General features: G+C 61.0%; 24 protein-coding genes. 18 read left to right on the top strand and 6 right to left on the bottom strand.

Annotated elements, in window-relative coordinates; all coding sequences use genetic code 11:
- Positions 1-154: 154 nt before the first annotated feature.
- The 12 genes from FHX03_RS19795 (at position 155) to FHX03_RS19740 (ending at position 15,262) form a co-directional block, all read left to right on the top strand.
- Positions 155-1,390 (top strand): ABC transporter substrate-binding protein, encoded by a 1,236-nt coding sequence (locus tag FHX03_RS19795; RefSeq protein ID WP_097625782.1) that lies wholly within the window; start codon positions 155-157, stop codon positions 1,388-1,390.
- Between the two features lie 173 nt (positions 1,391-1,563).
- On the top strand, positions 1,564-2,469 hold the full coding sequence (locus FHX03_RS19790) for a carbohydrate ABC transporter permease (RefSeq protein ID WP_097625781.1): 906 nt from the start codon (positions 1,564-1,566) through the stop codon (positions 2,467-2,469).
- Positions 2,462-3,406, top strand: a complete 945-nt coding sequence (locus FHX03_RS19785; protein WP_003594053.1) for a carbohydrate ABC transporter permease — start codon at positions 2,462-2,464, stop codon at positions 3,404-3,406. Before FHX03_RS19790 ends, FHX03_RS19785 begins: the two co-directional genes overlap by 8 nt.
- Before the next feature lie 4 nt (positions 3,407-3,410).
- The gene (locus FHX03_RS19780) at positions 3,411-4,517 is read left to right on the top strand and encodes an ABC transporter ATP-binding protein (RefSeq protein ID WP_097625780.1); all 1,107 of its coding nucleotides are present in this window, start codon (positions 3,411-3,413) and stop codon (positions 4,515-4,517) included.
- A 295-nt stretch (positions 4,518-4,812) separates the two neighbouring features.
- The gene (locus FHX03_RS19775) at positions 4,813-7,272 is read left to right on the top strand and encodes a beta-mannosidase (RefSeq protein ID WP_183855072.1); all 2,460 of its coding nucleotides are present in this window, start codon (positions 4,813-4,815) and stop codon (positions 7,270-7,272) included.
- Between the two features lie 39 nt (positions 7,273-7,311).
- Complete coding sequence (locus FHX03_RS19770) at positions 7,312-8,073, top strand: sugar phosphate isomerase/epimerase family protein (RefSeq protein ID WP_183855070.1); 762 nt, start codon at positions 7,312-7,314, stop codon at positions 8,071-8,073.
- 8 nt (positions 8,074-8,081) lie between these two features.
- Positions 8,082-9,215 (top strand): Gfo/Idh/MocA family protein, encoded by a 1,134-nt coding sequence (locus FHX03_RS19765; protein ID WP_183855068.1) that lies wholly within the window; start codon positions 8,082-8,084, stop codon positions 9,213-9,215.
- Between the two features lie 209 nt (positions 9,216-9,424).
- Positions 9,425-10,456, top strand: coding sequence for an L-glyceraldehyde 3-phosphate reductase (mgrA, locus tag FHX03_RS19760; protein WP_183855067.1), 1,032 nt, complete (start codon positions 9,425-9,427; stop codon positions 10,454-10,456).
- Positions 10,457-10,656: 200 nt separating this feature from the next.
- Positions 10,657-12,270, top strand: coding sequence for a glycoside hydrolase family 43 protein (locus tag FHX03_RS19755; RefSeq protein ID WP_097625775.1), 1,614 nt, complete (start codon positions 10,657-10,659; stop codon positions 12,268-12,270).
- 459 nt (positions 12,271-12,729) lie between these two features.
- On the top strand, positions 12,730-13,656 hold the full coding sequence (locus FHX03_RS19750; protein WP_097625773.1) for an ABC transporter ATP-binding protein: 927 nt from the start codon (positions 12,730-12,732) through the stop codon (positions 13,654-13,656).
- Positions 13,653-14,414 (top strand): ABC transporter permease, encoded by a 762-nt coding sequence (locus tag FHX03_RS19745; RefSeq protein ID WP_012557935.1) that lies wholly within the window; start codon positions 13,653-13,655, stop codon positions 14,412-14,414. The genes FHX03_RS19750 and FHX03_RS19745 overlap by 4 nt, the downstream gene beginning before the upstream one ends.
- A gap of 110 nt (positions 14,415-14,524) precedes the next feature.
- Positions 14,525-15,262 carry an SDR family oxidoreductase gene (locus FHX03_RS19740; RefSeq protein ID WP_097625772.1) on the top strand — a complete coding sequence of 246 codons (738 nt, stop codon included), beginning with the start codon at positions 14,525-14,527 and terminating at the stop codon, positions 15,260-15,262.
- Here FHX03_RS19740 and FHX03_RS19735 read toward each other — a convergent pair.
- From FHX03_RS19735 to FHX03_RS19715, 5 genes are all read right to left on the bottom strand, one after another.
- The gene (locus FHX03_RS19735) at positions 15,225-16,148 is read right to left on the bottom strand and encodes a LysR family transcriptional regulator (RefSeq protein WP_097625771.1); all 924 of its coding nucleotides are present in this window, start codon (positions 16,146-16,148) and stop codon (positions 15,225-15,227) included. The genes FHX03_RS19740 and FHX03_RS19735 overlap by 38 nt on opposite strands.
- A gap of 117 nt (positions 16,149-16,265) precedes the next feature.
- On the bottom strand, positions 16,266-16,703 hold the full coding sequence (locus tag FHX03_RS19730; RefSeq protein ID WP_097625770.1) for an EamA family transporter: 438 nt from the start codon (positions 16,701-16,703) through the stop codon (positions 16,266-16,268).
- Between the two features lie 185 nt (positions 16,704-16,888).
- The gene (locus FHX03_RS19725; protein ID WP_097625769.1) at positions 16,889-17,590 is read right to left on the bottom strand and encodes a TIGR02281 family clan AA aspartic protease; all 702 of its coding nucleotides are present in this window, start codon (positions 17,588-17,590) and stop codon (positions 16,889-16,891) included.
- Positions 17,587-17,805 (bottom strand): DUF1289 domain-containing protein, encoded by a 219-nt coding sequence (locus FHX03_RS19720; RefSeq protein WP_097626050.1) that lies wholly within the window; start codon positions 17,803-17,805, stop codon positions 17,587-17,589. The genes FHX03_RS19725 and FHX03_RS19720 overlap by 4 nt, the downstream gene beginning before the upstream one ends.
- Positions 17,806-17,823: 18 nt before the next feature.
- Entirely contained in the window at positions 17,824-18,606 is a 783-nt protein-coding gene (locus tag FHX03_RS19715; protein WP_183855065.1) for an adenosylcobinamide-GDP ribazoletransferase, read from the bottom strand.
- 188 nt (positions 18,607-18,794) lie between these two features.
- On the opposite strand from FHX03_RS19715, the gene cobT reads away from it, so the two are divergent.
- Together cobT and FHX03_RS19705 are read left to right on the top strand one after the other, a co-directional pair.
- Positions 18,795-19,811 carry a nicotinate-nucleotide--dimethylbenzimidazole phosphoribosyltransferase gene (cobT, locus tag FHX03_RS19710; RefSeq protein WP_097625767.1) on the top strand — a complete coding sequence of 339 codons (1,017 nt, stop codon included), beginning with the start codon at positions 18,795-18,797 and terminating at the stop codon, positions 19,809-19,811.
- Between the two features lie 233 nt (positions 19,812-20,044).
- Positions 20,045-20,434: a diacylglycerol kinase gene (locus FHX03_RS19705; RefSeq protein WP_097626049.1), complete on the top strand. Its 390-nt coding sequence runs from the start codon at positions 20,045-20,047 to the stop codon at positions 20,432-20,434.
- Between the two features lie 48 nt (positions 20,435-20,482).
- On the opposite strand, the gene FHX03_RS19700 is transcribed toward FHX03_RS19705, so the two are convergent.
- Positions 20,483-22,018 (bottom strand): sensor histidine kinase, encoded by a 1,536-nt coding sequence (locus FHX03_RS19700; protein WP_097625766.1) that lies wholly within the window; start codon positions 22,016-22,018, stop codon positions 20,483-20,485.
- Positions 22,019-22,124: 106 nt separating this feature from the next.
- Between FHX03_RS19700 and FHX03_RS19695 the strand changes: the two genes are divergently transcribed.
- The 4 genes from FHX03_RS19695 to FHX03_RS19680 form a co-directional block, all read left to right on the top strand.
- Positions 22,125-22,682, top strand: a complete 558-nt coding sequence (locus tag FHX03_RS19695; RefSeq protein ID WP_097625765.1) for a thermonuclease family protein — start codon at positions 22,125-22,127, stop codon at positions 22,680-22,682.
- A 4-nt stretch (positions 22,683-22,686) separates the two neighbouring features.
- Entirely contained in the window at positions 22,687-23,319 is a 633-nt protein-coding gene (locus FHX03_RS19690; RefSeq protein WP_097625764.1) for a uracil-DNA glycosylase family protein, read from the top strand.
- A 69-nt stretch (positions 23,320-23,388) separates the two neighbouring features.
- Positions 23,389-23,877, top strand: a complete 489-nt coding sequence (locus tag FHX03_RS19685) for an Lrp/AsnC family transcriptional regulator (RefSeq protein ID WP_003540387.1) — start codon at positions 23,389-23,391, stop codon at positions 23,875-23,877.
- Between the two features lie 670 nt (positions 23,878-24,547).
- On the top strand, positions 24,548-24,948 hold a 401-nt coding region (locus tag FHX03_RS19680), incomplete at its 3' end, for a porin (RefSeq protein WP_183855063.1).

Raw genomic sequence — 24,948 nt, 5'->3', positions numbered from 1 at the left:
TGAATGCCCGTTCGGTGGGGATGGTCGGGCCGCCAGGAAACATGCACAAGTAGTAATTCCCATTGTTGCGGAAAAATTTGAAGGCGGGCGGTTGCGTGCTGAAATCGATTGATCTAAGTTTTTCCGGCAACGTTTCAGTGAGGGAGGAAAACTCATGAAAATTCGTATTATGGCGGCTCTGCTTGCCGCTTCGGTCGCGCTTCCGCTCGGCGCCGCCAATGCTACCGATCTCGAAGTCACGCATTGGTGGACATCAGGCGGCGAATCGGCTGCTGTGGCCGAGCTGGCGAAGGCGTTCGACGCGACCGGCAATCACTGGGTCGACGGCGCGATCGCCGGTTCCGGCGGCACCGCCCGTCCGATCATGATCAGCCGCATCACCGGCGGCGACCCGATGGGCGCCACCCAGTTCAACCATGGCCGCCAGGCTGAGGAGCTCGTTCAGGCTGGCCTGATGCGCGACCTGACCGACGTAGCGACTGCCGAGCACTGGAAAGACATCATCCGCCCGGCGAGCCTGCTCGATTCCTGCACGATCGACGGCAAGATCTATTGCGCTCCGGTCAACATCCACTCCTGGCAGTGGCTGTGGCTGTCGAATGCCGCCTTCAAGAAGGCCGGCGTCGAGGTTCCGAAGAACTGGGACGAGTTCGTCGCCGCCGCTCCGGCCCTCGAAAAGGCCGGCATCATTCCGCTCGCAGTCGGCGGCCAGCCGTGGCAGGCGACAGGCGCCTTCGACGTGCTGATGGTCGCCGTCGCCGGCAAGGATACCTTCAACAAGGTTTTCAAGGACAAGGATGCGGAAGTTGCCGCCGGTCCTGAAATCGCCAAGGTGTTCAAGGCCGCCGACGATGCGCGGCGTATGGCCAAAGGCAGCAACGTCCAGGACTGGAACCAGGCCACTAACCTCGTCATCACAGGCAAGGCCGGCGGTCAGATCATGGGCGACTGGGCGCAGGGTGAATTCGCGCTCGCCGGTCAGAAGGCCGGAACCGACTACACATGCCTGCCGGGCCTCGGCGTGAACGAGATCATCTCGACCGGCGGCGATGCCTTCTACTTCCCGCTGCTGAAGGACGAGGAAAAGTCCAAGGCGCAGGCCGTGCTTGCCAAGACCCTGCTCGATCCCAAGACCCAGGTTGCCTTCAATCTGAAAAAGGGCTCGCTGCCGGTTCGCGGCGATGTCGATCTCGCCGCCGCAAACGACTGCATGAAGAAGGGTCTCGACATCCTCGCCAAGGGCAACGTGATCCAAGGTACCGACCAGCTGCTTTCGGCCGACAGCCAGAAGCAGAAGGAAGACCTCTTCTCCGAATTCTTCGCCAACCCGTCGATGACGCCGGAGGACGCTCAGAAGCGTTTCGCCAAAATCATCGCTTCGGCTGACTGATCGGTAGATTCGCTGCCTTTGCGATCCGGCTCTTGAGGAGCCGGATCGTCCCCCGGACCAATGGTCCGGCCGGCGGCGTGTCTCCGGCATTCCGGCGAATCCCGGGACAGGATGGCAAACGCTGCCAACCCGTTCTGCTACGGGTCGCAGCTGCGAATTGAGGAGAAGTGTTCATGACGGGTCAAGCGCAAGCAGGCCGGCCAATCAAGTTACTGCGCAATCTGAATGCCAAGATTGCGTCCATTCCGATGATCCTGACAGCGCTGGTGATCTTTGTCGGCGGCACGTTCTGGACGGTCTTTTATTCCTTCACCAATTCCAAGCTCCTTCCGCGGTTGAGCTTTGTCGGCATCGATCAGTACGAGCGCCTCTGGGCGGCACCCCGCTGGGTGACGGCGATCGAGAACCTGGCTCTCTACGGCGTGCTCTCGCTGATCTTCAGCCTGGTCATCGGTTTCATGCTCGCCGCGCTGATGGACCAGAAGATCCGTTTCGAAAACACCTTCCGCACCATCTTCCTCTATCCCTTCGCGCTGTCCTTCATCGTGACGGGCCTTGTCTGGCAATGGGTTCTGAACCCCGATTTCGGCATTCAGTCGGTCGTGCGTTCGATGGGCTGGACGAGCTTCACCTTCAATCCGCTCTATACGCCTGAAATCGTCATCTACGGCATTCTGATCGCCGCGCTCTGGCAGGGAACGGGCCTCGTCATGTGCCTGATGCTTGCCGGCCTGCGCGGCATCGACGAGGACATCTGGAAAGCGGCGCGCGTCGACGGTATCCCGATGTGGAAGACCTATCTATTCATCGTGATCCCGATGATGCGGCCGGTGTTCATCACCACAATCGTCATCATCGCCTCCGGCATCGTCAAGGTCTACGACCTCGTGGTGGCGCAGACATCGGGTGGGCCGGGCATTTCCTCGGAAGTGCCGGCGAAATACGTCTACGACTACATGTTCCAGGCGCAGAACCTGGGGCAGGGCTTTGCTGCCTCGACCATGATGCTCGTCACCGTCGCGATCATCATCGTTCCGTGGGCCTATCTCGAATTCGGCGGAGGGCGCAAGCGTGGCTGATGTAGGAACTCTCAACACCACCGTTGCCGGTATCGATGCCGTCGCACCGAGACTCGGCGAAGGCCCGAGCGGCGCGAAGCCGCGCCCGGCGCTGTCGTCGCGCAACATCATGCTCTACGGAACGCTGACCATCGCGGCGCTCTATTATCTGCTGCCGCTCTACGTGATGGTCGTGACGTCGCTGAAGGGCATGCCGGAAATCCGCCTCGGCAATATCTTCTCGCCACCGATGGAAATCACCTTCGAGCCCTGGGTGAAGGCCTGGGCGGAGGCCTGCACAGGCTTGAACTGTGATGGCCTGTCACGCGGTTTCTGGAACTCGGTGCGCATCACCGTGCCGTCGGTCATCATCTCGATCGCCATTGCCTCGGTGAACGGTTATGCGCTGGCAAACTGGCGCTTCAAGGGGTCAGAGCTGTTCTTCTCGATCCTCATCATCGGGGCGTTCATTCCCTATCAGGTGATGATCTATCCAATCGTCATCATCCTGCGCGAAATCGGCATTTACGGCACGCTGACCGGCCTTGTTATCGTGCATTCGATCTTCGGCATGCCGATCCTGACACTGCTGTTCCGCAATTATTTCGTGTCGCTGCCGGAAGAACTGTTCAAGGCAGCGCGTGTCGACGGCGCGGGCTTCTGGCAGATCTTCCTTAAGATCATGCTGCCCATGTCGCTGCCGATCTTCGTCGTCGCGATGATCCTGCAGGTGACCGGCATCTGGAACGACTTCCTGTTCGGCGTGGTCTTCACCCGGCCGGATACCTATCCGATGACCGTGCAGCTCAATAACATCGTCAATTCCGTCCAGGGCGTGAAGGAATACAACGTCAACATGGCGGCAACGATCCTCACCGGTCTCGTGCCGCTCATCGTCTACTTCGTGTCGGGACGGCTTTTCGTCCGCGGCATCGCCGCTGGCGCAGTGAAGGGTTGATCCCATGAACGTGAATTCAAGTGTCTCCAACTCAAGCGTTTCCATCAAGGATCTGTCGCTGAATTTCGGCGCGGTGAGCGTGCTGAAAGATCTCAACCTCGACATCAACGACGGCGAGTTCCTGGTGCTGCTCGGCTCGTCCGGCTGCGGCAAGTCGACCTTGCTGAATTGCATCGCCGGCCTGCTCGATGCCTCTGAAGGGCAAATCTTCATCAAGGGCAAGAACGTCACCTGGGAGGAGCCGAAGGACCGCGGCATCGGCATGGTGTTCCAGTCCTATGCGCTTTATCCGCAGATGACGGTCGAGAAGAATCTGTCCTTCGGCCTTCGCGTTGCCAAGGTGCCGCAGGCCGAGATCGACAAGCGGGTGGCACGTGCCTCCGAAATCCTGCAGATTCAGCCACTGCTGAAGCGCAAGCCGGCTGAGCTTTCCGGCGGCCAGCGCCAGCGCGTGGCGATCGGCCGGGCACTGGTGCGCGATGTCGACGTCTTCCTGTTCGACGAGCCGCTGTCCAACCTCGACGCTAAGCTGCGCTCGGAGTTGCGCGTCGAAATCAAGCGCCTGCACCAGTCGCTGAAGAACACGATGATCTACGTCACCCATGACCAGATCGAGGCGCTGACGCTTGCCGACCGCATCGCCATCATGAAGAGCGGCATCATTCAGCAGCTCGATGATCCGACGACGATCTACAACAGGCCGCGCAATCTCTTCGTCGCCGGCTTCATCGGCTCGCCGTCGATGAATTTCCTGCGCGGCGAACTGGTCAAATCAGGCGACGGCATTGCCTTTTCCGCCAACGGCGTCATTTTCTCGCTCGCTGCCTACGACGCCAATGAGGTGCTGCAGCCCGGCCGCAAGGTGGTGCTCGGCGTTCGCCCAGAGCATATCAAGGTCAACGAGAATGTCGGCGGCGAAGAGCATGACGCGACCGTCGATATCGAGGAGCCGATGGGTGCGGACAATCTCCTGTGGTTGAAACACGCCGGTCACACGATGTCGGTACGCGTCAACGGTGCGCGCCGCTTCAACGTCGGAGCCAAGGTAAAGCTGAGCTTCGACATGACGGTGGCTTCGGTGTTCGACGCCGAGAGTGAGCTGCGTCTCTAAGGAAATTTGCGGGCGGGCCGGAGATCGGGCCGCCTGCCTGCTGTAGGGCTGTTTGTATGAATTCTACCAACGCTCCACCCTCCCTGAGGCCGGCGCCAGCTTGGCAAGAGGCTAACTTCGCTCTCCGTCATCCTCGGGCTTGACCCGAGGACCCATGCCGAGGCTGCCGATTGATGCCGAGTGGATGCTCGGGTCAAGCCCGAGCATGACGGGGAAGAAGGGTCACAACGAACGACAATGGCCGGACGGCGATCATGCGCCGTCCATTTCAAAACCGTAATTCGGAAACGACATCGTGACGCATTCATCGACCAACCCCAATATCGACCTTTCCGGTTCGTGGCAGCTCGCCTCCGTCGATGGCGAGATTCGAACCGCGATCATGCTGCCGGGCGACATACATACGGCGCTCCACCGGGCAGGGCTGATCCCCGATCCCTATTTCGGCCGCAACGAGGAAAAGGTGCAGTGGGTCGCCGAGCGTGAATGGGCGGTGGAGCGCAGCTTCACGCTGCAGGAGGTCGACGGCGACTGGTATCTGGATATCGACTACCTCGATACGGTCGCCAGCGTCCACGTCAACGGCTTCCTGGCGCTCGAAGCCGACAACAGCTTCCGCCGCTACCGGCCCGATGTGTCCAGCATGCTGAAATCTGGCGACAATCTCATCCGCATTGTCTTCGCCTCCAACCCCGCCGTCGGGGCCGAGCGGCAGAAGAAGCAGCCCTTCTATATCCCCTACAGCACGGGCAATTCGCCGATCCCGGATGGCAACATGCTGCGCAAGCCGCAATGCCATTTCGGCTGGGACTGGAATATCGCCATTGCGCCGTTCGGGCTTTACGGCACGATCGCGCTGAAAAAGCTCGAGACCGCGCGCATCGAACATGTCGTCACCCGCCAGACGCATAATTTTGACGGTTCGGTCGATCTGACGGTGACGGCGACGCTCTATTCCAAGGGGCCGAGTATTGCGCAGGTCTATTTCGATCTCGATGGCGAGCGCGTGCGCCTCGATGTCGGCGTCCATGGCGAGACCCATGTCAACCATCTCTTCCATATCGACAATCCGCGGCTATGGTGGCCTTCCGGCAGCGGCGAGCAGGCGCTCTATAGCCTGTCCGTCGAATTGCCGACGGATGAGGTGACGAAGCAGATCGGTCTTCGCACCATCGAGCTGATTACCACGCCGGATGCATCAGGCAGCCGCTTCGCCTTCAAGGTCAACGGCCGCGAGATCTTCTGCCGCGGCGCCAACTGGATCCCGGCCGACGCGCTGTTTTCGCTGTCTTCGCCTGAAAAGACCGAAGATCTGCTGCAATCGGCCGTAGCCGCCAACATGAACATGATCCGCGTCTGGGGCGGCGGCTTTTACGAGCAGGATCATTTTTACGATTTGTGCGACCGGCTGGGCCTGATGGTCTGGCAGGACTTCATGTTCGCCTGCAACCTCTATCCCTCGACCGAGGACTTCCTCGACAATGTGGCTGTTGAGGTCGACTACCAAGTGCGCCGGCTTTCCTCACATCCCTCGATCGCGCTCTGGTGCGGCGACAACGAGCTTGTGGGAGCGCTCACCTGGTTCGAGGAATCACGGAAAGACCGCGACCGCTATCTCGTCTCCTACGACCGCCTCAACCGGACGATCGAGCAGGCGGTGAAGAAGGCGCTGCCCGGCGCGCTCTGGTGGCCGTCGAGCCCGGCATCGGGTTATCTTGATTTCGGCGATGCGTGGCATGCCGACGGCTCAGGCGACATGCACTACTGGTCGGTCTGGCACGAGAACAAGTCGTTCGACAATTACCGCTCGGTGCGGCCGCGCTTCTGCTCGGAATTCGGCTTCCAGTCCTATACCTCGCTGCCCGTCATCAAGACCTATGCCGAGGAGAAGGACATGAACGTCGCTTCACCCGTTATGGAACTGCACCAGAAGAATGCCGGCGGCAACGAGCGTATCGCCGGCACGATGTTCCGTTATTTCCGTTTCCCCAAGGATTTTCCGAATTTCGTCTATCTCTCCCAGATCCAGCAGGGCCTCGCCATCAAGACGGCGGTGGAATATTGGCGGTCGCTCAAACCCCATTGCATGGGCACGATCTACTGGCAGCTCAACGACACCTGGCCGGTCGCCTCCTGGTCCAGCCTCGACTATGGCGGCCGCTGGAAGGCGATGCATTATCTCGTCAAGCGCTTCTTCCAGCCGGTCGCGGTCGCAGCCATTCCTTCCGAGGACGGCAAGACGATCCGCCTCTCGCTGGTCAACGACACGCTTGAAGATATCAGCATCGATCTTTCGATCTCGGCTCTGACCATGAAGGGCGAGCGCCTGCACCTGAAGGACGTGCAAGCCGTGTGCTCGCCGGATGCGGCGGTGACGGCTGCGAGCATCGACGTCTCCGAAATTCCCGCCGACACGCTGCTTGCCTGGCATTTCACCGCGTCGAACGGCATGGGCGGCGAGGGGCATTATGTCAACGGCACCTATAAGGCGCTGGAATTGCAGCCTTCGGGCCTGACCGCCACTCACGAATATGTCGAGGAGAGTGGCGCGATCGATGTCAACGTCACCGCGAGGGGACTTGCGCTCTTTGTGATGATCGAGACCGGTACGGACGGCAAATATTCCGACAATGCCTTCGACCTTGCAGCCGGCGAGAGCCGCCGCATCACCTTTACTCCGGCACGGCCGCTTGATCGCGGCGCGCTTCCGGAGTTCCGGTTCTACGACCTGCATTCCTGCCAATCGGCGGATTGATCCTTCCCAAGCATGGGCACGAGGCCCGAGGAGAATATGATGACGAAACTCAGCTACCAACTGTACAGCGCGCGCAACTTCCAGCCTTATTCGGCGATTTTCGAAAAGCTCGGCAAGGCGGGTTATGCCGAAGTCGAGGGCTTCGGCGGCATTTATGCCGATCTCGACGATGCGGGGCTGAAGAGCCTTCGCGCCGATCTCGACAAGAACGGCCTGGTGATGGCGACCGGCCATTTCAGCCCTGATTTCCTGGAAAAGGACGTGCAGAAGTCGCTGAACATTGCCAAGATTCTCGGCATGGATTCCATCTATGCGCCGCATCTGGCCGCTGAGCAGCGCCCTACCGACGCTGCCGGCTGGGTCGCCTTCGGCAAACGCCTGCAGCAGATGAGCAAGCCGTACAAGGAAGCCGGCTACGAATTCGGCTGGCACAATCACGATTTCGAATTCGTCAAGCTGGCCGACGGCTCGCTGGCGATCGAGCGCCTCTTCGAGGGGGCGCCTGATATTTCCTGGGAAGCCGATATCGCCTGGGTCATTCGCGGCAATGCCGATCCTTTCGCCTGGATCGAAAAGCTTGGCTCGCGTATCACTGCCGTGCATGTCAAGGACATCGCGCCGGCTGGCGAGGCCAAGGACGAAGACGGCTGGGCCGATGTCGGCCACGGCAAGGTGGAATGGGGCAAGCTGATGACGGCCCTGCGCGCCACCAAGGCGAAGCACTTCGTCGTCGAACATGACAATCCCAAAGATATCGACCGCAACATCAGCCGCTCGATTGCATCCTTCCAGACTTATTGAGGCACATCATGACCAGGGAACTTGGCGTCGGCATCATCGGATGCGGCAACATCTCCACCACCTACTTTTCGCTGGCACCGCTCTTCAAGGGGCTGAAGGTGCTGGCCTGCGCCGATATCAACGTGCAGGCGGCCGAGGCGCGCGCCAAGGAATATGGCGTCAAGGCGCAGACGATCGACGCGCTTCTCGCCAATGACGAGATCGACGTCGTCGTCAACCTGACGATCCCGGATGCGCATTTCCGGGTGTCGAAGTCGATCCTCGAGGCTGGAAAACACGTCTATTCCGAAAAGCCGCTGGTGCTTTCGCTTGAGGAGGGTGAAGAGCTTCGCCGCATCGCTAGGGAAAAGAACCTTGCCGTCGGCTGCGCGCCGGACACCTTCCTCGGCGGCGCCCATCAGCTCGCCCGCAAGTTCATCGACGACGGCGGCATCGGCCGGGTGACGTCGGGCGCCTGCTACGTGATGAGCCCCGGCATGGAGATGTGGCATCCGAACCCGGATTTCTTCTTCCTGCCGGGCGGCGGCCCGATCCTCGATCTCGGCCCCTATTACATCGCCAATCTGATCAACCTGATCGGTCCGGTGAAACGCGTCGGCGCCATGACCTCGATGGCGTCGCCGACCCGCACCATCACCAGTGAGCCGCGCAACGGCGAGATCATCCCTGTGAAGACACCGACGACGGTCCAGGCGCTGCTCGAATTCGTCAGCGGCGCCACCGTGACGCTGTCGGCGAGTTGGGACGTCTGGTCGCATCGCCATGCCAATATGGAGCTCTACGGCACCGACGGCTCGCTCTACGTGCCGGATCCGAACTTCTTCGGCGGCACGGTCGAGGCAAGCGGCCGCGACAAGAACATCAAGCCGCTCGATGACTGGGAGCATCCATTCGGCAAGATCAATCAGGAAAACCCGAACGGAGCGCGCGCCAACTACCGCACCGCCGGCCTTGCCGACATGGCGATGGCGCTGATCGAAGGCCGCGACGCGCGCTGCTCGCTCGACCGCACGCTGCACGGGGTCGACGTCATGACCTCGATCCTGAAATCGGGCGAGGATGGGCGTTTCATCGACCTCACCACGACCTGCACGCAGCCGGCCGCTCTCGGCATCGAGGAGGCGCAGGCGCTGTTGAGATAGCGGAGCTCGCGTCGTACGCTTGCCGTATCGGCGCGGTTGTTTCAATAGTTTCGTCATGCTCGGGCTTGTCCCGAGCATCTACAACGTTCTGTTGGCAGATCCTCGGCACAAAGGCCGAGGATTGACGGCGGAGATGTTTAAGCCTTCGGCCGCCGTTAAGCGCGGGTAAGAAGGAGAGGCGCCTTTAGATAGGTTCAGGAGACCTTCAGATGAGCTGGCAACCAGCCGCAGACCGCTATTCGAAAATGAAATATAACCGCACGGGTCGTTCCGGCCTGAAGCTGCCGGCCGTTTCCCTTGGCCTCTGGCATAATTTCGGCGGCGACACACCGCATGACCGCAAGATCGACATGTGCCGCACGGCCTTCGACCTCGGCATCACCCATTTCGATCTCGCCAACAATTACGGCCCGCCGCCCGGCAGCGCCGAGACTGCCTTCGGCGAGATCCTGCGCACCGAATTTTCCGGACTTCGCGACGAGCTGATCATTTCCTCCAAGGCCGGTTACGACATGTGGCCGGGGCCTTATGGCGAATGGGGCAGCCGAAAATACGTGATCGCTTCCTGCGACCAGAGCCTGAAGCGCATGGGCCTCGACTATGTCGACATCTTCTATTCCCACCGTTTCGATCCTGACACGCCGCTGGAAGAGACCTGCGGCGCGCTCGATCATATCGTCCGCTCCGGCCGAGCGCTCTATGTCGGCATCTCCTCCTACAATTCGCAGCGTACGCGCGAAGCGGCCGCCATCCTCAAGGAACTCGGCACACCCTGTCTGATCCACCAGCCGAGTTATTCGATGCTCAACCGCTGGGTCGAGGATGACAGTCTGCTCGACGCGCTCGACGAGGTCGGCATGGGCTCGATCGTGTTCTCGCCGCTTGCCCAGGGCATGCTGACGACGAAGTATCTCGGCGGTATCCCGGTCGACAGCCGCGCGGCGCAAAACCATTTTCTAAAGCGCGACTTCATCCGTCCCTCGATCATCGACAATATAAAGAAGCTCAACGACATCGCCGAGAAGCGCGGTCAGACGCTGGCGCAGATGGCAATCGCCTGGGTGCTGCGCGGCGGACGCGTGACCTCGGCGCTGATCGGCGCCAGCCGCTCATCGCAGATCGTCGATTGCGTCAAGGCGCTGGATAATTTGGAATTCACGGCCGAGGAGCTTGCGGAGATTGATGTTTATGCCCGGGAGGCTGATATCAATCTGTGGGCGAAGTCGGCGGAGCGGGAGTAGGGAAGGTCGGGGCAATTAAGACCCGGAGTTCGGCACAGAGATCCAGCCAGCCCAAGTCCATGGGGTGAAAGGATTCTTTCGCCGCGCAGACGCGCGGCGGCTGGATTCCTGTGACAAGCACAGGAATGTGGGCGAGACGTGAGATATCTCGGCCCCGTATCTGACGTACGTACCACAATAATAGCTAGGAGGAGGCCTTCATGATCCGCAATCCCATCCTGCCCGGGTTCAACCCCGATCCGTCAATCTGCCGCGTCGGCGCGGATTATTACATCGCCACCTCGACCTTCGAATGGTATCCCGGCGTGCAGATCCACCATTCGCGCGACCTGGTGAACTGGACGCTGGTGCGGCGGCCGCTGGAGCGCCGATCGCAGCTCGACATGCGCGGCAATCCCGACAGCTGCGGCATCTGGGCGCCGTGCCTTTCCTATGCCGACGGGCAATTCTGGCTCGTCTATACCGACGTCAAGCGCTTCGATGGCAGTTTCAAGGATGCACCGAACTATATCGTCACCGCGCCCTCGATCGAGGCCGAATGGTCCGATCCCGTCTATGTCAATTCCTCCGGCTTCGATCCCTCGCTGTTCCATGACGAAGACGGCCGCAAGTGGTTCGTCAACATGCAATGGAACCACCGCACCGAAAGCTATGGCGGCTCGCCGAAGTCGCCGGCCTTCGACGGCATCCTGCTGCAGGAATGGGACCCGGCGACCAAGGCGCTGAAAGGCCCGATCAAGAATATCTTTGCCGGCAGTCCGCTCGGCCTCGTCGAAGGCCCGCATCTCTTCAAGAAGAACGGCTGGTATTATCTGACGACCGCCGAGGGTGGTACGGGCTACGACCACGCCGTCACCATGGCGCGCTCGCGCCGCATCGAAGGGCCTTATGAGATGCATCCGAACATGCATCTCATCACCTCCAAGGATCATCCCGGCGCGGTGCTGCAACGGGCAGGGCACGGCCAATATGTCGAGACGCCGGAGGGTGAGGCCTATCACACCCATCTCTGCGGCCGACCGCTGCCGCCGAAGCGGCGCTGCACGCTGGGGCGGGAGACGAGCCTGCAGAAATGCGTCTGGGGCGATGACGACTGGCTCTATCTCGAAAATGGCACCTCGGTGCCCGATGTCGATGTGCCCGGCCTCTTCGGCGCCGTGCCTGCGGAAAAGCCGATGCGCAGCGAATACAGCTTCGACGGCGGCACGCTGCCGGCCGATTTCCAATGGCTGCGCACGCCCGAGCCCGAGCGCATTTTCAACCTGACGGACCGCCCCGGCCATCTCAGGCTGATTGCCCGCGAAAGTATCGGCTCCTGGTTCGAGCAGTCGCTGGTCGCCCGTCGGCAGGAGCATCACAGCTTCCGCGCCGAGACCGTTGTCGAGTTCGCGCCCGACACCTATCAGCAGGTCGCGGGGCTGACGCATTATTACAACCGCCATAAATTCCACGCCGTTGCCGTGACGCTGCACGAAACACTCGGCCGCTGCGTGACGATCCTCTCCTGCAATGGCGATTATCCGAACGGACGCCTCAGCTTCCCCGCCGAAAGCGGTGTGGCGATCGCTGCTGAGGGCCGTGTCCAGCTCGCCATGGAAATTCGCGAGAACGATCTGCAATTCTTCTGGCAGACCGAGGGCAAGGGCGCTTGGCAGCCGATCGGCCCGATCCTCGACGCCGGCATGATTTCCGACGAGGGCGGACGCGGCGAACATGGCTCCTTCACCGGCTCCTTCACCGGTGTGTTTGCCTTCGATACGTCGGGACGCGGGAAGATCGCGGATTTCGACTGGTTCAACTATGACGAATTGTGAGGGAGCACTGCTCACCGCCCGCCCACGCCTTTGAAGTTTCGACCTGCCAAAAAGAAAGCCGGCGCAGGGCCGGCTAAGACGAACGCGGCTGAACAGGGGATTCTGGCCGGTTCCAAGCACTTCGTGACTGAACAATAACTTTCACTACATGCCGAGGCAGCGGAAAATGGGTGCAACGAGAACACCCGAAGACGGCTCCGCGAGGAATGGGCGGCGGGGCGGATGCCGGTGCTGGCCTCGGTTCCTTTATCGGGCACGAAGATCACCGGATGATGACATCGACGGCGGCTATCTTTCTTTTCACCGGAACGGGGCGGCTCTCGCAAAAGATCCGACGCCAGTGCGCAGCCGTGTGTTGGCAAGGCGCGAATGCAGTGTTCACGTTCCCAAGGATGTCAAAGCGTCATGAAGGCATTATATAGCGGGCCGAAATACTTCGATAATCCTCAAGAGTAACGCATGGCCCCCATCATTTCCGTTCAGAATCTTACCAAGACCTACGCCAATGGGTTCGAGGCGCTGAAAGGCATCAACCTCGACGTCGAAAAGGGTGAGATCCTGGCGCTGCTCGGGCCGAACGGCGCGGGCAAGACGACGTTGATTTCGATCATCTGCGGCATTGCTAATCCGAGCGGCGGCAAGGTGCTGGTCGCCGGCCACGATGTCGTCAAGGATTTCCGCGCCACACGCGGGATGATCGGGCTGGTGCCGCAGGAACTGACCACCGATCAGTTCGAGACGGTGTTCAATACGGTGAGCTTTTCGCGCGGGCTGCACGGCAAGAAGGCCAATCCCGCCCATATCGAGAAAGTGCTGCGCGCGCTTTCTCTCTGGGACAAGAAGGACAATATGCTGCGCCAGCTCTCCGGCGGCATGAAACGGCGTGTGCTGATCGCCAAGGCGCTCTCACATGAGCCGGATATCCTTTTCCTCGACGAACCCACAGCCGGTGTCGATGTGACGCTGCGCAAGGACATGTGGAATGTCGTTCAGGAGCTTCGGGCCTCGGGCGTTACCATCATCCTGACCACCCATTATATCGAGGAGGCCGAGGAAATTGCCGACCGCGTCGGCGTGATCAACGGCGGGCAATTGCTGCTCGTCGAAGACAAGGCGGCTTTGATGGCAAAGCTCGGCCGCAAGCAGCTCATCCTCGATCTCACCGAACCGCTCGAACGGCTTCCGGATTGTTTTACCGGCAACGGGTTGACGCTGGAAGCCGGCGGCGGCCGGCTGACTTACGATTTTGACGCCGACAACGAGCAGGAAAGCATTGCGGCGCTGCTGACCCGGCTGGGTGAAAACAATATCCATTTCAAAGATCTCTCGACGCGGCAGAGTTCGCTCGAAGACATCTTCGTGGCGCTGGTAGGAGCGGACAAATGAACGTCGAGGCGATCAAATCGATCTATTTCTTCGAGATGGCGCGCACGCGCCGCACGCTGCTACAGAGCGTCATCTCGCCCGTCATCTCGACCTCGCTCTATTTCATCGTCTTCGGTGCGGCTGTGGGATCGCGTATCCAGGAGGTGGAGGGCGTGTCCTACGGCGCCTTTATCACGCCGGGCCTGATCATGCTGACGCTGCTTGGCCAGTGCATCAGCAACGGTTCCTTCGGCATTTATTTTCCGAAATTCACCGGCACGATCTACGAAGTGCTCTCCGCGCCGGTGGCGATGACCGAGATCCTGCTCGGTTACGTCGGGGCCGCCGCCACCAAGGGCATGATCATCGGCTTCATCATCCTGCTTACGGCCAATCTCTTCGTCGACGTCAGGATCGAGCATCCCTTCATGATGATCCTGTTCTTCTTGCTAACGGCCGTCACCTTCAGTCTGTTCGGCTTTATGATCGGCATCTGGGCCGGCAATTTCGAGCAGCTGAACCTCATTCCCATGCTGGTCGTGCCGCCGCTGACCTTCCTCGGCGGCAGCTTCTATTCTGTCAATATGCTGCCGCCCTTCTGGCAGGCGGTCAGCCATCTCAACCCGGTGCTCTATCTCGTCAGCGGCTTCCGCTGGAGTTTTTACGGGATCGCCGACGTCAACCCGGCGATTAGCCTGGCGATGATCACGGTGTTCCTGGCGATATGCCTTGGCACGCTCGGCTGGATCTTCAAGACCGGCTACCGGCTGCGCAATTGATCGTTTCCTGAACAGCATCATCGGGAAAGCCGATGATGCTATCGGTTTCTTCCGTTTTTCTTCTGCTTCGAGTCGAGGCATCTGCTCTCCCATTCAAATGGAGATGCGAGATGACTACAATCAAGATCGAAGGTGCGAAGGTGTTGATCGTCGGCGGCAGCTCGGGCATGGGGTTCGCGCTTGCCAGGCGCCTGCTCGATGAGGGCGCCTCGGTGACGATCGCGGGGCGCAGTCAAGAGAGGCTTGCGGCAGCTTGCCGCCAGCTCGGCGACAACCCGAAACTTGGAACCCACGCTTTCGACATATCGCAGGAGGAGGAAGTCGCGGCACTCTTTCGCATCACCGGGGCGGTCGACCATATCGTCAGCACGGCCGCCGATATTGAAGGCGCCTATCAATTGCTGCCGTCGATCGAGCTTGCCGCGGCGCAGCGCGTGGTCGCGAGCAAATTTTACGGGCCGCTGCTGCTGGCGAAATACGGCGCCGACCACCTGCCGCCGTCGGGATCGATCACCTTTACCTCTGGAGTCGCTGCCTATCGACCGGCAGCGCGCGGATCGGTGGTCGCCGCCGTCAATGCGGCGCTTGAAGGTCTGGTCAGGGCGCTCGCCGTCGAATTGGCGCCAATCCGTATCAATGCCGTGTCACCGGGATGGGTGGATACGCCGATCTGGAGCTTCGTTGCTGGGGACGCCAAGCAGGCAACGCTGGATGCGATGGCGCAGCGCCTGCCCACCGGACGTGTCGGCCAGCCGGAGGATATCGCCGATGCGATCCGCTTCCTGATCGGCAACGGTTTCACCACAGGCACTATCCTGCATGTCGAAGGCGGGCATCGGCTGGTCTGAGGGGCAAAAGTTCTTCGCTGGCCGATTGCAGGAGGAGAGCGAGCGTCGGCGGCTGCACGCGCCGGCGCCGCCACATCATCACCAGCGAAGCGGTGGGCGGTTCGCCCGGCCACGGCAATTCGACGACATCGCTGCGCCCAGCGTCCGGGCCGACTGCAATACGCGGGACGAGGCCGTAACCGGCGCCCGATGCAACGAGCCGGATGATCGTCGCGATACTGTCAGCTTCCGTTACGATGGGCGGCGCAGTCACGCCCGCCTCTGCAAAGGCTGTATCGAACAGGTGGCGATAGACGCAACCGGTTTCGGTCGCGACAAAGGGCGCCATGCTCAGCGCCGCAAGGCTTTCAAATGACGGGACCTGCGAATCGCGGCCCGTGATCAACACCAGCGGTTCGATGGAGATGCGGCGCGTCGCAAAGCGTTCGTCCTGCTCACCGCGATCGAAGGTGAAGGCGACGTCAATCGAGCCGTGCCGCAATTGGGCAAGCAGCTCGCCGCTGCCGCCAATCTTGAGTTTGAGAACGAGGCCGGGGTTTTGCCTGCGGAAGAGAGAGAGCCAGGGTGCCAACCTTTCGGCGGCGATGGTTTCGAGCGTGCCCAGGAAGATGGACTGCTCGCTTCTGCCGGCTGCAGCATAGACGGCGGCCTTTGCCTCGTCATTCAGCGCCAGGATCTCCTCCGCATAGGCTTTTAGCGCCGCACCTGCCGGCGTCGGGGCGACACCCTGGCGGGAGCGGAGAAAGAGTTCCACGCCAAGCTCTTCCTCCAGCGCCTGTATCTGGTCGCTGAGGCTCGATTGGGCGAGGTTGACCTCGGCGGCGGCGCGGGTGAGATTTTGATGCCGTATCACTGCGAGGAATGTCTTTAATTGTCGTGGATTCATCTCAAGCTCCGCTGGTCGCGCAGGCGCCTTGACGCAGGATATCAACAAAGCGGAACCTGCTGCAACGCGGGAGCATTTTTGGCGACGAAGGGCCCGCCTGTGTTGTGCCCTTTCCGCTCAGGCGCTGCTGACCAGCAAAGCACCCGACAGGATGAGGAGGGTGCCGGCGACGAGCCTCACAATGTCGAGTTCGGCAGCTTCGCCGAGAAACGCAGCGCCGATTGCCAGCGTCACCAGCACGTTGCAGCTCCAGATGGGCGCGAGTTTCGACACCGGGACGCCATAAGCGAAGAGCGCGAAGCTGATGAGGCCGGTGCCGACGGCGAAGCAGGCGCCGGCGGTGGCGGCAAAACCGAGGCCTTCGGCGGTCCAGGGGGCAGGGCGCCAGATCAGCGCGGCAATCAGGCCGGCAAGCGCGCAGGCGGCGCCGAAGGCGATCAGATAGACGGCGGATCCGGTCGCGGCGGTGGCGCTCTGCTTCTGGAAGATAGCGGTGATGCCCCAGAAAATGGCGGGCAGAATACCGCCGATGATGATCGGCCAGAGTGAATTCATCGCGAAACTCCTGTCGCACCCATGGGTCAGGGCCTTTGCCGCAGGCCAAGGCCGGTCGAGCATGCGGGGTGCCACCAGACTAGGAGTTTCTTTTTGCTCTTTGTGGTCTTGTTGTTGCGCCTGAAGGTGACAGATGCGAACGCTGCCGTAAAGCCGTGCCGACTGCGGATCGCGAGCGCTGCGGCTCAGTCGCGCATGCGCAATTCGTCGGTCTGCATCTGCAGGGAGCCGAGCGTTTCCAGGAAGCTCATGCCGAGCAGGCTCTGGTCGAGCCGGCCGTCCTCGGCGACGCTGGCTGCGACATTGTTGCGGACGATCGGGCCGATTGCCACCTGGTCGAGCGTGACGGGTGCTGCGCGGCCGCGGCCGTTGGCGGTCATGACAGTCATCGAATAGCTGAGGCCGGAGAGGTCGATGCCGATCCGCTCGGCATCTTCGTGGGACAGCGCCACCATGCTGGCGCCGGTGTCGACGAGCATCTCGATCGTTTGGCCGTTGACGGCGACATCGGCTTCGAAATGGCCATTCAGCAGCTTGTGCAGGATGATCTCCTGGCCGCCTTCGCTTGTGGTGGCGACGACGGCGCGGCCGGGAACGAGGCCGGCGAGCAGCCGGTTGCCGACGCCGAGCGCTTCCTGACGATAGAGATAGACGGTCACGAGCGCCAGGATGATCACCAGCCAGATTATCATCTGGCGCATCGTCTCACTAACGCTGTTCCGGCGCGCCCAGATGCCGGCCGACAGCATCAGCGCGATCGGCAGCAGATAGACGACGCGGACGAAGTCATCGCTCTGCAGGCCGAGGATCCGGCTGCTGTCATTGTTGACGATCAGCACCGCAAGGCCGATGCCTATCACGACGAGGAAGACGGTCAAACGGATCATGAAGGTCGCTCCGGCCCGCTGGCGTGGCCTGTTTTCATGTCGTTCGATAGCGCAGCGGCGCCCGCAAGCCTTGCCGGCAGCAAGGCCATGATCCGTCTCCGCTCGATGTCGGAGTAGCTCATCCAGCTGCCGATTTCCTGAAGAGTCCGGCCGCATCCGGCGCAAAATCCGGTGGCGGAAACCATGGAGCAGACGTGAATGCAGGGTGTTTGCATGAAGGACATATCGGAGTTTCAAAGAGCCGTGGCAAGGGCGCAAAGCGTGGCGATCTCGCAAATTTGCTGCGTCGCGCCCAGCGTGTCGCCGGTGTGGCCGGCAAGCTTGCGGCGGATGAAAGCGGTAAAGGCAAGCGCAGCGATGCCGGTGGCAAGCAGGCTAGCGACCAGCGGACGCAGGCCGAGGGCAGGCCAGATCAGAAGCGCTGCGACAAGGCCGGCCGAGGCGAGGGCAAACTGCATTGCCGCCTCATCCGGCTGGCCGGTAGAGGCGGCGACGCCATCGGCCTTAGCCGGCGGCAGCCGCTGCCAGTGCCAGGCGATGGCGCCGCGGCTGAGTGCTGCGACGGCGGGAATGGCAAGGGCTGAAGTGAGCGGCGAGGCGTGGCGGGCGATGGCGGCAAGTGCTGCCGCGCGGATCGCGAAGGAGAGGACCAGCGCGATCGCGCCGTAGCTGCCGATCCGGCTGTCCTTCATGATCTCGAGGCTTTGCTCGCGGCTCTTGCCACCGCCGATGCCGTCGGCAGTATCGGCCAGGCCGTCCTCGTGCAGTGCGCCGGTGACGACAACCTGGGTGGACAGCGCGATCAGGGCAGCCATCAGCGGATCGGCGCGCAGCCCCAGAAGGAGGAGCAGGGCGAGTGCGGGAACAAGGCCGATGACGATGCCGGCGAAGGGAAAGGCGCGCACCAGCCGGCCGAGCCTGCCGTCGTAGGTTTTGAACAGCGATGGCGGCACGGGAATGCGGCTGAGGAAGGCGACGGCGCGGGCGGTATCGACCGCATGGTCCTTGATCTTCATTCTGCTTCGTTCTGTCCAAGGTTTCGGCTTTTGGCCCCGGCTTATGGTCGCGGCGGCGCTTTTGCTGTTGTTCGCCCCGGCTGGCCGCTTTAAGAGGGTTGCGACCCGCAAAGAAGCTGATTTGCCCGACGCAAACAAGTGGTTTGCGTGAAAACAAGAATACCCGGATTCATAGGAAAGCCGCACAGATGAGCGTTTCAGGCCTGCCGTTCGACGATTTCCGTACCCTGCTCCGCGACCTGCCGGGGCCGGATGCCCGTGCGCTGGTGGCCGCACGCGAACGCGACGCGCAACTGACCAAGCCTCCGGGCGCGCTCGGACGGCTTGAAGAAATCGCATTCTGGCTTGCCGCCTGGACTGGCCGCCCCCCTGCCGTCAACCGGCCGCTGGTGGCGATCTTCGCCGGCAATCACGGCGTCACCAGGCAGGGAATCACACCCTTTCCGCCGGCCGTGACACAGCAGATGGTCGAGAACTTTGCAGCCGGCGGCGCTGCGATCAATCAGATCTGCGTCGCTTACGATCTCGGGCTGAAGGTTTTCGATCTGGCGCTCGATTATCCCACCGGCGACATCACCGAGGAGGCAGCTCTTTCCGAGCGCGATTGCGCCGCGACTATGGCCTTCGGCATGGAGGCAATCGCCGGCGGCACCGACCTGCTCTGCATCGGCGAAATGGGCATCGGCAATACGACGATTGCCGCGGCGATCAACTATGCGCTCTATGGCGGTTCGGCACGGGACTGGGTCGGACCCGGCACCGGTTCGCAAGGCGAGATGCTGGAGCGCAAGGTCGCGGCGGTGGAAAAGGCCGTGGAACTCCACGGCGATCATCTCGACGATCCCCTGGAAATCATGCGCCGGCTCGGCGGCCGTGAGATTGCGGCGATGGCCGGCGCCATCCTTGCCGCCCGCATGGAGCGCATCCCGGTGCTGATCGACGGTTACGTCGCAACCGCCGCTGCGGCGATCCTCAAAGCCGCCAATCCATCTGCGCTCGACCATTGCCTGATCGGCCACGTCTCCGCCGAGCCCGGACATCTGCGCGCGATCGAGATGCTCGGCAAGACGCCGCTTCTGGCGCTTGGCATGCGGCTCGGCGAAGGTACCGGGGCGGCACTCGCCGCCGGCATCGTCAAAGCAGCCGCTGCCTGCCATTCCGGCATGGCGACCTTTGCCCAGGCCGGCGTGACCAACAAAGACTGACGCCGCGGTCGGCGCCGCCTAAAGCGCGTCGCGTCAAACTCGATGCATGCGACCTGCTTTAGCTCTTTGTTTTTACGCATGTCGTTGCCGCAAAACCGCTGCACGCTTTTGCGCGACATGCTTTATCCGCACGCGGCTTCGCTTGCGCCGCCCAGATGGATTCGGTATCTGCGTATTCGGTCATCAAGCGGGGCGGCAAAGCCTTTCCCGGTCTGCAAGAGGAGAGGGGCGCCTTGACGAAGCGTGCGGTGACGAAAGAGACCGGATTTCGGCATTTCACCGCCGCCGCCAGCTATTCCTGGGCAGGCTTCCTGCGCGTTCTGAGAGAAGCAGCCTTCCGCCAGGAACTCGGTTTCTTCGTCGTTTCGATCGCGGCGCTGGCGCTGGTCGGGGCGACCGCCGGCGAGATCGTCGTAGCGGTGGTTCTGTTTCTCGGGCTGTTTTCGATGGAGGCAATGAATACCGCTGTCGAGGAGGTGATCGACCGGATTTCGCCGGAGATTTCGATCGTCGGCAAACATGCCAAGGATCTCGGCTCCTTCGCGGTGAGCTGCATGATTGCCGCCTGCTGCCTCTATCTCGGCTTCGTCCTCGGCAAACATATCTTCTTTGGATCCGCATGATGTCGTCCGAAAACCGCTCACACTTTTCGGCATCATGCTTTAGCTGAATCAGGCAAAACTCTTGCGCTTGCGCGCGACCGCCTGAGCCTCTTCCACGGCCGGCAGGCTCTGCAGCACGCGCTTGGCCGGCAGGATGGCGATGACCTCGGTGCCTTCGCGCAGCTTCGACTTCAGCAGGAATTGTCCGTCATGCTTGGCAAGGATCGCCTGGACGATCGGCAGGCCGAGGCCGGTGCCCTGTTCGGCGCTCTTGATGGCGATCGAGCCTTGGCCGAAGGCCGACAGGACGACGGGAATTTCCTCTTCCGGAATACCGGGGCCGTTGTCCTTGATGGAGATGTACTGTCCGCCGCCGGCGGTCCAGCCGACCTTGACGTGAATTTCGCCGCCCTGCGGCGTGAACTTGACCGCATTAGAGAGAAGGTTGAGCACCACCTGGCGCATAGACTTTTCATCCGCCCAGATGGCCGGCAACTGACGTTCGAATTGATCCGAAATGGCGATGTTCTTGGCGCGGGCCCGCAGCTGGACCATGCCGATGCAATCTTCGGTGATATCGAGAAGCGAGATCGCCTCCTCGCTGAGCTCGTATTTGCCGGCCTCGATGCGGGAGAGGTCGAGGATCTCGTTGATGAGATCGAGTAGATGCTGGCCGGAGCGGTGGATATCGCCGGCATATTCCTTGTAGGTCGGATTGGCGAGCGGCCCCATGACTTCCGCCGACATCACCTCGGAGAAGCCGAGGATGGCGTTGAGCGGGGTCCTGAGCTCGTGCGACATGGAGGCAAGGAAGCGGGACTTGGCGAGGTTTGCCTCTTCGGCGCGGCGACGCGCCTCGTCCGACATCGATTTCGCCACTTCAAGTTCGGCGATCAGGTCGTCCTTCTCCGACTGGTAGGAAAGGATCCTGAGGTTCGACTTGAACAGCCGATCGCTGATATAGTTGAAGAAGACGAGGGTACTGGTGAAGAGCCCCGTCAGGCTGATTTCGAGGAGATCGCGCGACAGGCCGCTCTTGGCGGCAAGCGCCAGGATCGCCGGCGAGAAGGCGACAAGCACGGCGGGCGTCAGCATGAAATTGGACATCGCCGTGACGGAGAGCGCGATCAGCAGCGTCGCGCCCTTATAAAGGATGAAGCTGGACGGCTCGCAGGTGTCGCAGCCCTGCAGCGCGAAGACCGCCCAGCAGCAGCCGAGCAGGAACTGGCCGAGCAGCAGCAGGCGGCGCCATTTGCGGGCGCTCTCCGGGGTGATTTCCTGCCGGCGCGCGCGCCGGGCAAGCAGGATATTGCCGGTTTGACAGGTGAGCGTCAGCAGCGCCCAGAAGAGCAACTGCGTATCTTCAGTGATATAGACGCCAAGCGCGGTGATGAGGACGATGAAGAGCGGCATGATCGTCGCGCCCTGCAGCATCGACGCTACATACATCTTGAGCACGTCACGATCGAAGGAAGAATTGGACGCATGGCCGGACTGAAGACGTTCGCGCGTTTGCCGCACGGCCTTGGAAACGGCCTTGTTGCGGTGGCTGCGCGACCTGTCGACGATAATCTTGTCGGTCGATGTGCTGACGCCGGTACTCATGTGCACGTTGAAACTTCATCCCAGGGTGGATAAGAGCTTAACCGGCAATTCTTAAGAAGATGTTTGCCATCTTTGCCAAGGATTTGTTTTTTAAGGAGGCGAAAGCGTGACACGGAGCCTGCGCCTGATTCGCGACGGCGTGACCGCTTTTGCTCTGCTGGCGCTCCTGGCGCTGATCGCTGCCAAGTTCAACGATGCAGCAAAAATTGAGCATGCGGGCGCTTTCCATGCTGCCGATGGCGACAGTCTAAGCTTGGGAGATGTACGTTTGCGCCTTGAAGGCATCGATGCACCGGAGCTCAACCAAAGCTGCGAGCGGGCGGGACATGCCTGGGCCTGCGGGCGGGCGGCGCGCGAGGCGCTGCAAGGCATGGTCGTGGCATCGGGAACGCTTTGCCAGGGGAGCCGGCGCGACCGCTACGACAGGCTGCTCGTCATCTGCCGGAGCGGGACGGGCGGCGACATCAACGCGGCTATGGTGCGCCGGGGCATGGCCATCGCCTATGGCGGTTATGGCAGGGAGGAGGCCGAGGCGAGGGCTGCCAAGGCGGGCCTCTGGGCCGGAACTTTCGAGCGGCCGCGCGATGTGCGCGACCATGCGCGCCAGAGTTCCGATTTCCACGGCCCGCTACGCTTCATCAGGCGGATCGTCGGATGGGAGTGAAGCGATGAGCGACGAAGCCAGGCTGGAGATGCTGCGGCTGGAGATCGCCTCCTGCCGCATCTGTCGTGACGCGCCGGCAAAAGGCCTTGCATATCGGCTGCCGCACGAGCCACGGCCTGTGGCTGTGATTTCGTCGAACGCACGCATCCTGATCGCCGGGCAGGCGCCCGGGCTCCGAGTGCATGAGAGCGGCCTGCCGTTCGACGATGCTTCGGGCGACCGGCTGCGGACATGGCTCGGCGTTGACAGGGCAAGCTTTTACGACCGCGATCGATTCGCCATCGTGCCGATGGGTTTCTGCTTTCCCGGCTATGACGACAAGGGTGCAGATCTGCCGCCGCGTCGCGAATGCGCGCCGTTGTGGCGGGAAAAGGTGATTGCGGCCATGCCGCAGATCGAACTGGTGCTGGTCATCGGCCAATATGCGCAGGCCTGGCACATGGAGGGCGAAAGGCGGGGCAATATGACCGAAACGGTGCGGGCATGGCGGGACGCTCTTCTGTCTAACCGGTCACCGGCGGTGCTGCCGCTGCCGCATCCGAGTTGGCGCAACAGCGGGTGGCTGAAGCGCAATCCATGGTTCGAGAAGGAATTGCTCCCAGTCCTGCAGGATCGAACGAAAATGCTGCTTTCCTGAAACAAAATTCTTTTCGTCGTGCGGAATCGCGTTATACAAAGAAAATAATTCGAAAGGACTGTTGCGCGAATGGACCGCCTCGACCGAAAAATACTGCGTCTGCTGCAAGAAGATTCGACCCTTGCCGTGGCCGATCTCGCCAAAAAAGTCGGGCTTTCGACGACGCCATGCTGGCGGCGCATCCAGAAAATGGAAGAAGACGGCGTCATCAAGCGCCGGGTCGCCATCCTCGATCCGGAGAAGGTCAACACCAAGGTCACCGTGTTCGTGTCGATTCGCACGGCCACCCATTCGATCGAGTGGCTGCGGCGCTTTTCCGAAGTGGTCGCCGAATTCCCCGAAGTGGTGGAATTCTATCGGATGAGCGGAGATGTCGACTATCTCTTGCGAGTCGTCGTGCCCGATATTGCCGCTTATGATGCCTTTTATAAGCGGATGATCGCCAAGATCGAGATTCGCGACGTCTCCTCCGCCTTTGCGATGGAGCAGATCAAGTATTCGACGCAACTGCCGCTCGACTACATGATTCTCGACAATGCCAAATCCAACGAGGATTGAAATCGCCGTGCGGCCTTGCAGCCGCACGGTCCAGAGACGCGAAGAGTGTGCTGTCTCGGTCGATTCCGCCACATTCTGATTTCACGGATCCGGCAAGGGTAGCAGCGGAATGTCATCCTGACTGCAAAAAAGCCCAGGAAATAGCGAAAAAACGCTCGAATCCCACCAAGATTCCGAAAAAATACATAGCCTGGTAAGGAATACGGCGCTATGTTGAACACAGCCAACGAGCGCTATGTCATTATTTCGTCTCATTGGTATCGAATTCAGGACACCATGTTCCAAACCGCTGCCTTGTATGTGTTGATTAGCCGGCGGTAGAGTTTATGCACTTCACCAATAATGTTCGACGGGGGTCGAACGGTGAAGATTTGACAAATGGGGTATAGCATTTGCGGCTTGCGATGGAGGATTTCCGTCGCGGAGCCGCTTGGTGTGTTTTTCTCTCTATATAATTGAAATTGTTGTATAAAAATCACGCTGTTGGGGAAAGTTGCTTTGCGGCAGCCATCCGGCGTGTATCAAGAATTGCTTGATAAAGCTTGGTATGTGATGACGGTTTGGCGGTTCGATCGATCCGCACGCCGAGATGGCTGTTCAAACTGGGCCGGCTTCAAATCGACTACCCGATTGGAAGCCAGCCCCGATCGACAAAGGAATGGATTGGTAAATGAACATCAGAATGGTTTTGCTTGCATCAGCAGCAGCGTTTGCTGCATCGACGCCGGTTCTTGCAGCTGACGCTATCGTTGCTGCTGAGCCGGAACCGGTTGAATATGTTCGCGTCTGCGACGCTTACGGCACCGGCTATTTCTACATCCCGGGCACCGAAACCTGCCTCAAGATCGAAGGCTACATCCGTTTCCAGGTCGACGTTGGTGATCAGCCGCTCAATGGCTCGGTCAGCAACGATTCGGATTGGGATGCCAAGACCCGCGGTCAGGTTCAGTTCACGGCCAAGAGCGACACCGAGTATGGTCCGCTGACCGGCGTCATCGTCATGCAGTTCAATGCTGACAACGCCTCGGATCAGGACGCCATCCTCGACTCCGCTTACCTCGACGTCGCGGG

Origin of the sequence: Rhizobium sp. BK456 (assembly GCF_014194045.1) — a bacterium.
GTDB lineage: Bacteria > Pseudomonadota > Alphaproteobacteria > Rhizobiales > Rhizobiaceae > Rhizobium > Rhizobium redzepovicii.
The sequence above is the reverse complement of the archived record's forward strand: the minus strand, read 5'-3'. Positions and strand labels throughout refer to the sequence as shown.

Coding starts and splice junctions, on each gene's coding strand:
- mgrA (WP_183855067.1), top strand. CDS start 9,425: ATGAGCTGGCAACCAGCCGCAGACCGCTATTCGAAAATGAAATATAAC.
- cobT (WP_097625767.1), top strand. CDS start 18,795: ATGAGCGTTTCAGGCCTGCCGTTCGACGATTTCCGTACCCTGCTCCGC.
- FHX03_RS19755 (WP_097625775.1), top strand. CDS start 10,657: ATGATCCGCAATCCCATCCTGCCCGGGTTCAACCCCGATCCGTCAATC.
- FHX03_RS19700 (WP_097625766.1), bottom strand. CDS start 22,018: ATGAGTACCGGCGTCAGCACATCGACCGACAAGATTATCGTCGACAGG.
- FHX03_RS19790 (WP_097625781.1), top strand. CDS start 1,564: ATGACGGGTCAAGCGCAAGCAGGCCGGCCAATCAAGTTACTGCGCAAT.
- FHX03_RS19730 (WP_097625770.1), bottom strand. CDS start 16,703: ATGAATTCACTCTGGCCGATCATCATCGGCGGTATTCTGCCCGCCATT.
- FHX03_RS19725 (WP_097625769.1), bottom strand. CDS start 17,590: ATGATCCGTTTGACCGTCTTCCTCGTCGTGATAGGCATCGGCCTTGCG.
- FHX03_RS19740 (WP_097625772.1), top strand. CDS start 14,525: ATGACTACAATCAAGATCGAAGGTGCGAAGGTGTTGATCGTCGGCGGC.
- FHX03_RS19770 (WP_183855070.1), top strand. CDS start 7,312: ATGACGAAACTCAGCTACCAACTGTACAGCGCGCGCAACTTCCAGCCT.
- FHX03_RS19745 (WP_012557935.1), top strand. CDS start 13,653: ATGAACGTCGAGGCGATCAAATCGATCTATTTCTTCGAGATGGCGCGC.
- FHX03_RS19690 (WP_097625764.1), top strand. CDS start 22,687: ATGAGCGACGAAGCCAGGCTGGAGATGCTGCGGCTGGAGATCGCCTCC.
- FHX03_RS19685 (WP_003540387.1), top strand. CDS start 23,389: ATGGACCGCCTCGACCGAAAAATACTGCGTCTGCTGCAAGAAGATTCG.
- FHX03_RS19715 (WP_183855065.1), bottom strand. CDS start 18,606: ATGAAGATCAAGGACCATGCGGTCGATACCGCCCGCGCCGTCGCCTTC.
- FHX03_RS19720 (WP_097626050.1), bottom strand. CDS start 17,805: ATGCAAACACCCTGCATTCACGTCTGCTCCATGGTTTCCGCCACCGGA.
- FHX03_RS19750 (WP_097625773.1), top strand. CDS start 12,730: ATGGCCCCCATCATTTCCGTTCAGAATCTTACCAAGACCTACGCCAAT.
- FHX03_RS19735 (WP_097625771.1), bottom strand. CDS start 16,148: ATGAATCCACGACAATTAAAGACATTCCTCGCAGTGATACGGCATCAA.
- FHX03_RS19765 (WP_183855068.1), top strand. CDS start 8,082: ATGACCAGGGAACTTGGCGTCGGCATCATCGGATGCGGCAACATCTCC.
- FHX03_RS19795 (WP_097625782.1), top strand. CDS start 155: ATGAAAATTCGTATTATGGCGGCTCTGCTTGCCGCTTCGGTCGCGCTT.
- FHX03_RS19780 (WP_097625780.1), top strand. CDS start 3,411: ATGAACGTGAATTCAAGTGTCTCCAACTCAAGCGTTTCCATCAAGGAT.